At 42.3% G+C, this 13400-nt stretch carries 9 protein-coding genes; 4 read left to right on the forward strand and 5 right to left on the reverse strand.

The window, feature by feature from the left end; genetic code table 11:
• Positions 1-127 precede the first annotated feature (127 nt).
• Positions 128-526: a helix-turn-helix domain-containing protein gene (locus I592_RS17405; RefSeq protein WP_010779262.1), complete on the forward strand. Its 399-nt coding sequence runs from the start codon at positions 128-130 to the stop codon at positions 524-526.
• Between the two features lie 12 nt (positions 527-538).
• Positions 539-865 carry a hypothetical protein gene (locus I592_RS17410; RefSeq protein WP_010779261.1) on the forward strand — a complete coding sequence of 109 codons (327 nt, stop codon included), beginning with the start codon at positions 539-541 and terminating at the stop codon, positions 863-865.
• A gap of 31 nt (positions 866-896) precedes the next feature.
• Here the strand turns inward: I592_RS17410 and I592_RS17415 are convergent, their stop codons facing one another.
• On the reverse strand, positions 897-1973 hold the full coding sequence (locus tag I592_RS17415; protein ID WP_010779260.1) for a bifunctional transcriptional activator/DNA repair enzyme AdaA: 1077 nt from the start codon (positions 1971-1973) through the stop codon (positions 897-899).
• A gap of 215 nt (positions 1974-2188) precedes the next feature.
• On the opposite strand from I592_RS17415, the gene xerS reads away from it, so the two are divergent.
• Positions 2189-3298, forward strand: a complete 1110-nt coding sequence (gene xerS / locus I592_RS17420; RefSeq protein WP_010779259.1) for a tyrosine recombinase XerS — start codon at positions 2189-2191, stop codon at positions 3296-3298.
• 68 nt (positions 3299-3366) lie between these two features.
• On the opposite strand, the gene I592_RS17425 is transcribed toward xerS, so the two are convergent.
• The 4 genes from I592_RS17425 to I592_RS17440 all read right to left on the reverse strand — a co-directional run bounded on the left by I592_RS17425 (position 3367) and on the right by I592_RS17440 (position 11290).
• Positions 3367-5841, reverse strand: a complete 2475-nt coding sequence (locus I592_RS17425) for a helix-turn-helix transcriptional regulator (protein ID WP_010779258.1) — start codon at positions 5839-5841, stop codon at positions 3367-3369.
• 156 nt (positions 5842-5997) lie between these two features.
• Positions 5998-8763 (reverse strand): leucine-rich repeat protein, encoded by a 2766-nt coding sequence (locus I592_RS17430; protein ID WP_044926719.1) that lies wholly within the window; start codon positions 8761-8763, stop codon positions 5998-6000.
• A 926-nt stretch (positions 8764-9689) separates the two neighbouring features.
• Entirely contained in the window at positions 9690-10367 is a 678-nt protein-coding gene (locus I592_RS17435) for a DUF4767 domain-containing protein (protein ID WP_010779255.1), read from the reverse strand.
• A 206-nt stretch (positions 10368-10573) separates the two neighbouring features.
• On the reverse strand, positions 10574-11290 hold the full coding sequence (locus I592_RS17440; RefSeq protein WP_010779254.1) for an alpha/beta family hydrolase: 717 nt from the start codon (positions 11288-11290) through the stop codon (positions 10574-10576).
• Between the two features lie 350 nt (positions 11291-11640).
• Between I592_RS17440 and I592_RS17445 the strand changes: the two genes are divergently transcribed.
• Positions 11641-13272, forward strand: coding sequence for a malolactic enzyme (locus tag I592_RS17445; RefSeq protein WP_010779253.1), 1632 nt, complete (start codon positions 11641-11643; stop codon positions 13270-13272).
• Positions 13273-13400: the final 128 nt, after the last annotated feature.

The following is a 13400-nucleotide window of genomic DNA, read 5'->3' on the forward strand; positions in this document are numbered from 1 at the left end:
CGAACTATGTTTTTTCAGCGAAACAACGCCTTATTGGTCAATGTAAAAGCATTTTTACCCGCTTTTTCTAGTGATTCGACAGCATTTGTTTTATGCTAGAAAAAAGAAAACGAATCGAGGGCTTACGATGGAGATTGGTCAACGCTTAAAAGTACGTCGAAAGGAATTGGACCTGACGCAGGATTATGTTGCTTCCGTTTTAGGGATCACCCGGCAAACCATGTCCAATTGGGAGAATGGACGGAGCTATCCAGATATTGAACGAATCATTCGCTTGTCTGATATTTATAAATTGTCCTTGGATGAGCTGCTGAAAGGAGATCAAGAAATGGTGAAGCATTTACAAGAAAGTACGGTCGTGAATCACTTTTTAAAAATTTTTATTGCGATGCTTTGTATCAATGGCTTATTGATGGTGGTCCTACTTTTTACCCCCTCTATGAGTGACGGCTTTGTTCTGTCTATTTTCGCATTGATCGGTATCAACACCCTCAGTCTTTTCTATCTGATCGTCAAAAAAATTTAGGAGGAGTTCTTTATGAATGCTATCGGGATACTTATCATTTTAGGCGTGCTGTTCGTAATTGCCGCTTTCTCGTTGTTTTACTATGTTTTTTCATTGGTCCTATTGGATGCCAAAAGCCGAGGGATCAAAAATCCCAAGTTTTGGTCTCTCGTTGCGGCCGGAGGACAGCACGGCGAAGGGCTGCTGCTGTATCTTTTCAATCGACGAAAGACTGTCAGTAACATGACGGACACTGAATCGGCGCGCTTTCTTCAGCTTAAAAAGAAAATTTACTATTTAATGGCAGTGGACCTTTTCCTTTTCTTAGCCGCTTTGATTGCCCTCATGCGCTTCACGTAAAAAACGAGCGAATCCAAATCCGCTCGTTTTTTTAGCTCAATGAACGGTCATCCCGCCCAACCTGTCTTTCCTTTTTCTCCAGATTCAGCAAATATTGCTTCCGTTCCAATCCGCCGGCATAGCCCGTCAAGTTTCCGTTACTGCCGATCACACGATGGCAAGGGATAACGATAGCGATCTTGTTTAATCCATTTGCCCGTCCTACCGCCCGCACCTTGTTTTTATCCCCTAAACGTATCGCGATTTCTTGATAGCTTAGTGTCTCACCACAGGGGATCGTCTCCAGCATCCGCCATACCTCTTGTTGGAATGGCGAGCCGTCGTAAAACAAGGGCAACGAGAATTCTGTGCGATCCCCAGCAAAATACTCGGTTAATTGACGCGTCACTTCTTGACTGACCACAGTCTGTCCATAGATGATGCGAAAATTGTATTTTCCCCGCAATCCCTCGATTTCCTTTTCCAAACCACGTCGGTCTTCAAACTCCAATAAATAGAGATACGTATCATCGGTCAAACAAAGCATCCGACCGATCGGTGTGGAAATAAAGGAAGCATTCAACGGACGTGCGGTGGTCTTTTTTACGGGATTTCCCATAATTTTAGTAAACGCGTCATTGAACCCGCTGGCCGATTCGTACCCGGCTTCAAACTGTTGATCGATCACTCTGCTGCCGTGACTGATTTCTTTGAAGGCCAGTCCCATTCGTCGTGCCCGTGCGTATTGCACGAAGGTCATGTTGTAAATAGTTTTGAATTTACGACGAGCGGTCGCTGAATTCAATCCAATCGCTGAAAAATCCGCTTCCTTCCAACGCTTCTCTGGGTGCCGTTCGACTTCATTTACCAACAATTGCACCTCCTCAGGGATCGCTTGAGGAAATGAGAGCGGCTGACAGATTTTACAAGGCCGATAGCCCGACAACAATGCTTCCTCTGCCGACGAATAAAACTCGCAGTTTTCATAGTTAGGCTTTCTTGCAGTGCATGTCGGGTGGCAAAAAATCCCGGTTGTTTTTATTCCGGCAAAAAAGATGCCGTCGTATTTTTGGTCTCTGGTTTTTAAAGCTTGGTAATATTCTTCTCGTTTTTTATCTGACGTAATCATGAGTGACGCCCCCCTCTTATGTCTTTTAGTATACGCGCCTGGGCAGATGGATACTTTCGAAAAATGAACAACTATTTCTTTTTTTTGATTTTATAAAATAACTAATTCATTTAATAGAGCATCACTTATAAAATAACTATCTGACATAAAATAACTGTCGTTTGACACCAGAAAAACTCTATCTTATACTTTTAGTTATAAAGGAGCTGGCACGGATGAATCAACAAGAAGCCAATCGACGAATGGAAGAGGAAATTCAATTTTTCCCTTGGTTCGTTCAAAATTATTTTCGTAAAAAAAGCGGCGATCAATACTCTTCCATCACCTTGTACGAGTACGCCAAAGAATACCGACGGTTTTTGAATTGGCTGATTCAAGAAGGCTTTTCATCTGCCGAAACGCTTTCGGAAGTCACTTTGGCGGAATTTTCTGCTTTGTGGCCGGAAGATTTGGAGTTTTACAAAGCCCATCTTGTCAAAGCGCCCAAAATTCTGAAAGAATCTACCAAAAAACGCTTGGAAGAAAGCGAGCAATCCCTGCCTTTGCGCCAAAATGCGACGGTCCAACGGGGAGTCACTGCGTTGCGCTCGCTGTTCAACTATTTGAATGAAGCCATTGATCGTCATACAGGAAAACCTTATCTTGAACACAATATGATGGGAAAAGTCGCAAATGTCAAGGATAACAAAACCATGGCTGAGCGTGGCGCGGCAATTGAGAAAAAACTTTTTCTAGATGAAGAAGCCCTCGATTTTCTGGATTTCGTTGACCAGCGGTACATAGAGACATTAGAAACACGGCAAGCCATCACCGCCTTCAAAAAAAATCAGCTCCGTGATCTGGCCATCATTGGACTCTTCCTTGGGACGGGGATGCGTTTATCGGAGCTAGTGAATATGAATGTACAGGATCTCGACCTTCACACGGGAGAAGCACGGGTCTATCGAAAAGGCGGAAAATGGGACATGGTGGTCATTTCTTCCATCGCCATCGACTATTTGACAGAATATCTCGCTCAACGGGAGCAGCTCTATCATCCAGATGAAAATGAAACGGCGCTCTTTTTAACACGTTACCGCGGCAAAGCCAAACGCATCGCCAGCGGTGCAGTGGAAGCCATGGTGGGAAAATATTCAGAAGCCTTTAAAATCAAGATTTCGCCCCATAAACTGCGGCACTCAGTCGCCACACAGCTATACAGCAAAACAAATTCACTGGTCCAAGTCGCAGAACAGCTCGGACAATCAGGCACCTCGGCGACGACTGTCTACACCCATATCGCAGGCAAGAAAAAACGCGATGCGATGAATGATTTGTGGTCATAAAGCAACAAAGGGAAAAAGCATAGGAGCGTCGTCTCCTATGCTTATTTCGTATCCAAATGTATGGGAGGTTACAGTAATCTCTTTTGTTCGGCAATTCGGATCGCCTCTATTCGATTCGAAACACCTAAGTCATTATAGATATTTTTTATGTGACTATGGACCGTATGAATGGATAGTTCCTTCTTTTCGGCAATCTCCTCTGACGTGAGGCCTTCTGCCAAATCTTTGAGAATCTCCAGCCTGCGTGGGGTTAAGCGCAAGGAATTTTTTTCGGCAACTTTTTGCTTGCGTATTTTTGATACCCGTTTGGCGAGGGTGGTCGCTTTTGCACCAACTAGTCGCAACCATTCAGGATCAAATGCCTCTGGGGCTTTTTCCTGTGCGACATGAATCAAATGACGCATGTCTTCTTCCCACTCGATCAACGGTGTGATAATTTTGTTTCTGTGAGTCATGTGGTATACCGCTTCTAAATCAGCAATGGCTAAATCGTGTTCATTCATTTTCAAATACGTGATCGCTCGAAATGTTTTTGCATACATCACGTCCATCCAAAGCCCCTTGTAATTGCTGTAGTACCTTTCAAGATAATTCAGTAGCGCAAGTGCTTCGTCATAGCGGTTCTTTTGAATGAGGTATTTTGCTTGGGGGAAACCATTTCTGGCCAATTCCCATTTCGCCCCTTTTTCTATGTCATTTTTGACCACCCGCGTGGGGACATCATCTGGGGAGTGGAGATACAAGCCGAGCCAACTAGCCATCCGCGCTTGAAACCCGTTGTATTGGTACAGTTCCTGCTCTTGAATCAATCGAGTCACTGCCGTTAATTGCGATTCAGCTTCTGATAGTTCTCCTTTTAGCAGTTCCGTTCGCATCAAGAAATGACGGACCAATAGCATCGATTCATAAAGCTGTTCGCTTTCAGCCGCATGCAATAGTTCCAGCAAAAGTATCTTTGCTTGTTTCAAGTCATACTGAAAATAGGCGATCTCAGCTTGACAAAAAACATCTGCATGGATGTCTAATCCACCTAAAATAGTTGTAATATACGAATTGAGTGTGCGGAACACCTGCTTTGCGTGTTCTATTTGATCAGGAACCCCCTCTTCATAGCACGGGAAACGAGCCCAAGGCGCTTTGAGAATGACTGGTACCGGCTTATTCCAATGCTTCATGCCCTTCGGCAAGTATATACTGGCAAGTCGTGTATGCTCTAAAAAACTTTCGTCTCCCCTCAAGCGATCGTTTTGAGCCAACATGTGATACGCATCGCCTAAGACCGTCTTATCTTCGAAATCCTCTGATTCAAGCCGTTTTATCAAAGTTGTCAGCCGATTATCCGACTCATGGACTTTTCCAATAGAGAGTAACAACCCAATGTTTTGGAGTTCTGCTCTCGGGTGCTCCTCGAAATACTTTTTGGGGATCTTCTCAGAGTGATCATAGAGAAATTTTGCTTGTGAATACTCTGTAAAAGGTGTCAGCATACGCCAAATCAATGCGACTACTTGGTCATATTGGCGGCTTTCGACAAACATCGTCAGCGCCTCTTCGTCTCTTTCTCGCTTCAAAAAAACCTCTGCAGCTTTTTGATAAAAAGAACGTGTTTCCTCTTGATCTATAAGAGTTTGCCGGGCCTTTAAGAAGTCTCTATAAGCGGTTTGAAGAGTGTAAACATCGTTTTTATAATCATAGGTAATGAGTGGATGCTTCTTCAGCATGGCAACGACCGCTTCATCGTACAACTCAAACAATTCTGGGGGAATCACATCCAGTAACGCCAACTGTATAAGACTTCTTTTTTGGTTAAGAGGATACTCCTGGAAAAATTGTGTATGGAATAACTGTAGCAATACATCCTGACTTTGTTGCATGAGTTCTTCAGAATCGCGGCAGCTCTTTGCCAGCATATACAAAGGTAACGGCCATCCTTGCCATCTCTCTGATAATTTTGCTAGTTGTTCTGTTGTTAAAGAAAGGGCGTTTGCGTGAAATAAATCCGCAGTTTCTCCCTCTGTCAGGCGCAGATTTGTTTCACCAATAGAAAAGTAATCGATATTATTTCGTATGCAAAGGCTTTGAAGGTCGCTTTTTTGATTTGAGAGAATTACCAGGCAAAGGTTTGAAAAATCGCTCTCAACCAGACTCTCATACAAAAAGCGGACATTCTCCTCTTCTAAAATGCTGTAGTCATCAATCACGAAGACACTTCGCTGCGTCTCTAAAGACGCAGCTTCGATCAACTCGATTAACTCTGCGATTTGTCCCAGCGTCGTGGGGGTTTCCAATTTAGAAAACACATCGGATTGATTGGGCATGAGTTTCTTCAAAGACTGTGTTAATTTCTTCCAATTAAAAAACAAATGATTGTCCATTCTCCGTAAACGAAGCCAAGCATGATTGTAGATGCCTTTTTCCAAAAAAGCTTCCAAAAGTTCACTTTTTCCATATCCAGGACCTGCTTCTATTAGAACAATAGGGGATCTAACCGCTTGTTCGAATAAGTCATTCATTCTTTGCGAGTGGCTATTTGCTGCTTCCACCTTTAGCACCTCCCAGCGTTTGTGTTATTTATTCTATCATAATAAATAACACAATACACGATGTTTTCGTTTTTGGTCTCCCTCTTCGGTCTCGCAAATTCCAGTTATGGACACTATAGATAGATCGCTACGAATTCTTCAAGTGAAACTCAGCGATCATTTCTTCTTTTTATTGAAAAAATACCATACGACCACACCGCTCATCCCTGCCGTCCAACAAATGAAAGCACCTATCGAGAAGGAAGAGCGTCCGAATCCGCCAGTATTCGGCAGCGCCCCTTTATAAGCATGATTGACAACTCCAAGAAATCCCGTAAATTCGCCTTCTTTGATCGATTCAAATGCTGGAGGAAACTCGCCACTCGGCCCTTTTATCGGTTCCATTTTATTGTTCTTGATCCACCCATTCTCATCAAAAGTAAATCGCCATTGGCCATCTGGCTGCCGATAACTGCTTGGTGCCTTCGTCTCCACTAGTTGGTAATAAGAATCCTTCCCATAAGGTACATTAAAATCAACCCGGCTATTTTCTTGACTGCTATTCACAGCAAGGAGCGTCCATTTGCCTTCTGTAAGAGTCGTTGTTGTCACTAAGTCGTCGTTTGCAGGAACACCTTGTCCACTCCATTGATAAAGACTAAACTCCGCATCTCTCAGTCCCTCTCCCTCTGACGTTTGCTTAATAAAACTCCACTCATAGCCAAGGTATTTCCATTTTCCAACAAAGGTAACATCGGCACTTGCGATCGTTTTTTTATTGGCATCCCAGCCGACAAATTCCCACCATTGACCATTTTTTGTTCGAAGGGTGGTTTTTGCCACATCAGTCACAGCGATCGTCTCATGATCTCCGAAGCCTCCTTTCGATCCTGGCAACAGTTCTTTGATTTCTTCCGGCAGCTCCTTACCAGTGAATGATGCATTTTCAAACGTATGATGCGCCAAATAACGAATTAGCTCTGGCTGCTTCACCGAAAATATGCTACTGTCCTCCGCCTGTAATGAATCATTGGTGGGAAGAACCCCGCTGGTAGAAAGCGCCGTCCCAGCTTTCAGTTTTACTTTTAGTTTCATCGTATGAAGGACACCTTGTTCACAGCCGCCTAAATCCCAGATTATTTTCCCAGCGGATGTGCTTGCGGTTCCTCCATCTTCAGAAATACTGATTGCATCGCTCTCTTCTGATAGCTCAAAGTCTTTAGATAACACATCTTCAAGCTTTATTTCTAACGGTACGGCTGAATTGACCACATCTTCTAAGACGTCTTCCATGATCTTTTCGAAGGCTGCGCTGTCTTTTGCTAAATAAGCCGTCTTATTATCGTAAGAAATATTTTCCAGATTTTTCCTTCGTTCATTTTCATCACCGGTCCCATAAATACCGATCGGATAGACCCGGTGCCCACGGTCCCTTAGGATTTTTGCTTGATTCAATCCGTGAATATCTCCAGTCCCTTCTGGCAACCCATCACTGATAAATATAACAACAGGAATTCGTCCCGGCTTTTGGTATTCTTCTATCGTGTCTATCGCTCCTTGAAGGCCGGCAGAATAATTTGTCTGATTGTAGGTAGTTGCTGGATTGTCATATAGAAATTCTTTTATACCATGTGCGTCATCTGAAAAATTGGTTCGAAATAGATACCTTTCTCCCCCACCAAAAGCCGTCAATGCCACTTGGTTATCATAGCCAGATTGCGAACTGTTTAGTAAAATATTTGTCGCGCCATTCACCACATCGTTGGTCAAAAAAGAACGCGGGTATTTGTAGTTTTCTTGATCGATCGTGCCCACTGCATCGGCCGAATTCAGCATTGAACCACTATGATCCAATACAAAAACAACATCCAGTTTTGCTTGACGGTCAAAACTGCTGCCATAATCGATCCGAATTTCAGCTTCTGTGCGATCCTTGTCTAACCATTTCGCTGCTTTGTGCAGGGTCGTTTTATCATTCGAACTATCTACAGCACTTTCATATCCCTTGATTTCTTCTGTGACTGGCGGAGGAACACTGACTAAACTTGGCAGCTGTCCATCCATTTCAAGCACGGTTTTGTGCTGCAATCGTTTGAAACGAGGACCATCCCAGATTAAGAACGCTTGGTTCCCGATTTCTCTGACACTGTCGGGAAGAATAATCGAAGTGCCGGCTAGTTTTTTGCACGTACGAAAGGCATCCTTTCCAATCGTTTTTACCATTGAATGGCTTCCAAATTCCAAGCCGGATAGTTCAAAACAATCCCAAAACGCCCCCTCGCCAATCGTCGTTAACTTCTTGCAGTTTGAAAAATCAAGCGCCGTTTTGATTTTTGTACAGCCATAAAAAGCTTGCTTGCCGATTTCTTCCAGATTCTCCGAATTAGAAAAATCAATGCCAGTGATTTTTTCATTCGTCTTGCCATTTGCTGAATGACTGAAGGCATTATCCGCTATCTTCGTCACTCGATAAACAACCTCTTGATATCTGGCATTCGCAAAGAGTCTGTAATCGCCAGTCACACTTTTGCCATCCACGAGTACGGCGGTGCCATCGGAATACAGATGATACTTTACGCCTGCACTTCCAGTAATTTCCGCCACAAAGCCGGCAGTTGAACTCGTTCTATACGTACTTTTCTTTGGTCCTATCTCCTGTTCTTCTGCATCGTCGATCGTCTCGTCCTTCTTCTGATCTGTTGATTCTGAGGTTTTGTTTGCCGGATTTTTTTCTTTTACAGTATCCTTTTCCTTTCCTTCGCTGGAGGAGGGGACTGTTTTATCTGATTCTCTTATGCTTTCTGTTTGAGACTCTTTTGATTGAACCATCGAACTGTTCTCTGCGGACTTCTCTATCGATCCTGTGCTCGATTCCGTGCTAGTGATTTCATTTGCCAAGGCTTTTCCGTAACTTAAATTGGCAATTTGTAAAAAGACGAGCAATTTGTAAAAAGACGAGCACTCCGATCAAGAGTACACGGCATACTACATTTTTCCTTTTTTTCTTTCTTATGTTATTCAATTTAGTCACCTTCTTTTTGTAATCCTTTCAGTAAGGCCAGTATAATTCATAAAAAAAACGCACTCTTCACTATAAATAATGCTCTTAATTAGTGAAGGATGCTAAAAACACTGTTACAGCAATGCTTTCACAATACGAAAATTAACTACCCTTTTTCTTAATAATTTTTAACCGATAATAATAGTTTTTAAGGAGAAAATAGTGAATACCTAATGGTGAATGGAAAGACAATCTGTTTTGTCGTAAATGATAAATAGTCAAGATGGGGGAATACTAGAGAGGATGTTAACAGATTGAACGTTCCAATCTGATTGAACAAAAAACACAAGAAAACCGATATCAAATAAGTTTTTTGTCTTTTTTAGTTATTTTGCAGCTTCCTGAGGTCTTTGATATCAGCGATCTTGTCAGTGCTTTGAGAAATGGATGGGGAGTTCATCTTCTTGTGCCTCTGTTTAAACCACTTAGAAAACTTTTTCATTTGAGTACATTTTCATACCAACATTATTATTGAGGTGGATCAGCCTCTCCTTGATTTTAAAATGCATCGTATATTCCACATCTACCGGTAAGATGACTTTCTCTACGGTTCGCATGATTCGTCAGTTCCTTTACTGATAAAACCTTTTTAGTGATTTTGATAATTTGTACATCACTAGCATTTAAAAAAATGAATCTATCCACCAAATGATGCCGAATAAAACTAAGCCGCGATCTGAGAAACAAGGTTGGCTATGTTTAGCGATCAGTGCTATGTTTTTAGGAATTGAGAGTGTGTATGGATATAAGAAAAAGCCTCTTAAAAAGAGGCTTTGAGTGAATGCAGCTTTCATTTAGTTAAACGTGGCTACTCCGATACATTTCCAGCGACGATCCCTTGAAACCCATTGGTCAAAGCCGCATTCTCTGTCAGACGGAAATGCAGAGCGCCGTCGGGCATCCCTTGATTTTGCATGGAGACTAGCACGACCGGCTGATCATTGGTAAAGCCAAAGAGGTAGACGTGTCGGCTCATGCTCGCTTTGGGTGATCCCGTCTGCGCATCTGAATAGGCAGCGACGATACTGTATTCCGCAGAAGACTCGCCTGTTTCGGACCATTCACTAGAAACGATGATATCATTTATGGCTATCGGCATTTTAGCATTCGCTCCGACCACTTCACTAGGAAATTGCACGCCGTAGTAATTCACATTATTGTTCGGCTGGTACGCGCCATAGGTTTGCCCCATCTCTTGTCCCCAGCCAGTCATAAATGAGTCCAATGTACCTGATTTTTCAGCATTCCAGGCTGTTTCTGGCTCAGAAATGGTTTCACTTGTACTTTCTATTGATTGACTGGTCGATGACGTTGTACTAGTTATACTGCTGGTTGTTATGTTTGATTGTTTAGTGGAAGATATGGTCGTAGAAATCGATGTTTGCGACGTACTGCTATTTTTAGTAGTCGTATCCTCGCTTTTACTACACCCAGATAAGGCCAATAAACCTATTAAAACACCCATACTAATAACTGAATTTTTCATCTAATCGCTCCTCTAGCTTGATTGTTATAGGATTATAATAACAATAAATCCAATGAATCAGGAAGCTTTTTTTTATTCAATTAGAAAAAACTCGCACATTCGTGTATTGTCTATCATTGTTATTTCATAGCAACGCAATGAAGGCATAAAAATCCCTATTCTACTTAGAAACGGTTCTGTATTTCTAAGTAGAATAAGGGATTCTTTTATTTTATCGTATCTAACCATTGGATCAGCCGCTGTGCTACTTGCTGATTTTGATCGTTGATCGTAGACTTTCCGTCTCCTTTTTGATGCCCATAAGCACCAAATCCAGCATGGTTTCCTCCAACGATTTCTTGATACTCTGTTGCCTCAGGTAAATTCTTTTTGGCTTTCTGATAGGCCTCTTTATCCAGGACATGATCATTCTCACCAGTCAGAGACAACACAGGAATTTCACTATCCGCTAAACGACCTTTCTCATCAGGATAACTCGCCAAGAAGAATACGCCTTTTAAGTTGTCAGAATGATCTTTCGCAAACCGACTCGCCATCACACCGCCTAATGAATGGCCCCCCATGATGAAGGGACGTTTCGGCTGTTCCTTAAGCACCTTTTCGCCACGATCCGGCGCAAGCACAGCCAAATCAAGCGGCATTTTCATGATATAAACGGGATAGCCCGCATCTGCCAACTCCTTCGCCCAGACACTGTAGCTTTCCGGTTCGACTAGCGCACCTGGATAAAAAATAACCATTGGTTTTGACGTGTCTTTTGAAGGGAAGTATAACCAGTCAGGTTCCTCCTTGGCCTGTTTGCCCACCTGTTCTGCTTGAGATGTGGGAGAATAAGTTTGTGTTTTTACATAAGTGATGCCCCCGACGATGACAATAACTATTGCTATCAATACCGCCAGAAGAATCTTCTTCCATTTTTTCAACGCAATCGTCCCTTTCTTATGTTCGTTGTTATCATATCATTTTCGCTAAGCTGCTGGAAATCTTTGAGCCTCTGACACTATCGCTTTAAAAGGGCTCAAAAAATTCTTACTAATAGATGTAAGTTCAGACATAACCTTTTATTGCTCCCTCAGCTTTTTCCTAAACTATTTTCTTACGCATATATTTTAATTTTTGCAAAAAGCTGAGGATACCCGAAATATCAAGCATTCGATACCTCTTAATAAATTTCATCTCATATAAATTTTTTTTATCGTTACCCAATGTTTTGACTATAGTTTGCCCGCCCTTTTATACTTCGTGAGCAATCAAATTTTAGGAGGATTTATTTATGATTACAGGTTTAAACCTATTAAACAACCCTTTTCTAAATAAAGGGACTGCTTTTACTAAAGAAGAACGCGCAAAATACGGCATCACTGGTATGCTTCCTAGCACTGTTCAAACATTAGAACAACAAGCCGTTCAAGCGTATGGACAATACCTAAGCAAACCATCTGATTTGGAAAAACGTATTTTCTTAATGAACATCTTCAACACAAACCGCACATTGTTTTATAAATTAATGGGTCAACATATCGTTGAATTCATGCCAATCGTTTATGATCCAGTTGTTGCGGATTCCATCGAACAATACAACGAAATCTTCGTTGAACCACAAGACGCTGCTTTCTTATCAATCGATGATCCAGAAAGCATCAAAGACAGCTTGAAAAATGCTGCTGACGGCCGCGATATTCGTTTGATCGTTGTGACTGACGCAGAAGGAATCTTAGGTATGGGCGACTGGGGTGTCAACGGTGTGGATATCGCCATCGGTAAATTAATGGTTTACACGGCTGCAGCGGGTATCAACCCTGCGCAAGTTTTACCTGTTTCAATCGATGCTGGTACAAACAACGAAACATTATTGAACAACCCGCTTTACTTAGGAAACCGCCACGAACGTGTGACAGGCGACACTTACTACGACTTCATCGACCAATTCGTTGAATCAGCATCAGATCTTTTCCCTGAATTACTATTACACTGGGAAGACTTCGGACGCGGCAATGCAGCAAACATTTTAGAAAAATACCAAGACAAAATCACGACCTTCAATGATGATATCCAAGGTACTGGTATCGTTGTTCTTGCTGGTGTTTTAGGCGGATTGAACATTTCTGGTGAAGCCTTGAAAGATCAAACGATCTTGACATTTGGTGCTGGTACAGCCGGTGTCGGTATTGCAAATATTCTATTAAAAGAAATGGTTCGCCAAGGAACACCTGAAGAAGAAGCACGCAAACACTTCTACCAAGTCGACAAACAAGGCTTGTTGTTTGAAGATACAGAAGGCTTGACACCTGGTCAAATCCCATTTGCTAGAAAACGTGGCGAATTTACAAATAGCGAAGAATTAACAAACTTAGAAGCCGTTGTTAAAGAAATCCACCCAACAATCATGATCGGTACATCTACTCAACCAGGTGCCTTCAGTGAAACAGTCATCAAAGAAATGGCTGCACACACACCTCGCCCAATCATTATGCCTTTATCAAACCCAACAAAATTAGCTGAAGCAACTGCTGAAGACCTAATTAACTGGACAGATGGTAAAGCATTGATCGGAACAGGTATTCCTGCTGCTGATGTGGAATACAACGGCGTGACGTACCAAATCGGACAAGCAAACAATGCCTTGATGTACCCTGGTCTTGGCCTAGGCTTGATCGCTTCTACGTCTACTCGTGTCAATGATGAAATCATTTCTCAAGCAAGCCGCGCACTTGGCGGAATCGTTGACGTAACAAAACCTGGTGCATCAATCTTGCCTCCAGTTGCGAAATTAACGGAATTCTCACAAATCATTGCGGAAACAGTGGTTAAATCAGTTGTTGACCAAAAATTGAACCGTGAAGAAATCTCAGATGTAAAATCCGCTGTTGAAGCAGCGAAATGGGCTCCAGAATACAAAGACTAATCCCGAATCAGCTTCCCCTCTCTCTTAAATGATTCGTTTAGATATAGATAGAAACAACTCTCTTAGATGAGGGAGTAGATGTGACTCTACTCCCCATTTTTATGAATTCAACCAACGTTTTACTAAAG

This window comes from Enterococcus gilvus ATCC BAA-350, from assembly GCF_000407545.1.
Lineage (GTDB): Bacteria > Bacillota > Bacilli > Lactobacillales > Enterococcaceae > Enterococcus_A > Enterococcus_A gilvus.

Coding starts and splice junctions, on each gene's coding strand:
- I592_RS17410 (WP_010779261.1), top strand. CDS start 539: ATGAATGCTATCGGGATACTTATCATTTTAGGCGTGCTGTTCGTAATT.
- I592_RS17445 (WP_010779253.1), top strand. CDS start 11,641: ATGATTACAGGTTTAAACCTATTAAACAACCCTTTTCTAAATAAAGGG.
- I592_RS17435 (WP_010779255.1), bottom strand. CDS start 10,367: ATGAAAAATTCAGTTATTAGTATGGGTGTTTTAATAGGTTTATTGGCC.
- xerS (WP_010779259.1), top strand. CDS start 2,189: ATGAATCAACAAGAAGCCAATCGACGAATGGAAGAGGAAATTCAATTT.
- I592_RS17405 (WP_010779262.1), top strand. CDS start 128: ATGGAGATTGGTCAACGCTTAAAAGTACGTCGAAAGGAATTGGACCTG.
- I592_RS17415 (WP_010779260.1), bottom strand. CDS start 1,973: ATGATTACGTCAGATAAAAAACGAGAAGAATATTACCAAGCTTTAAAA.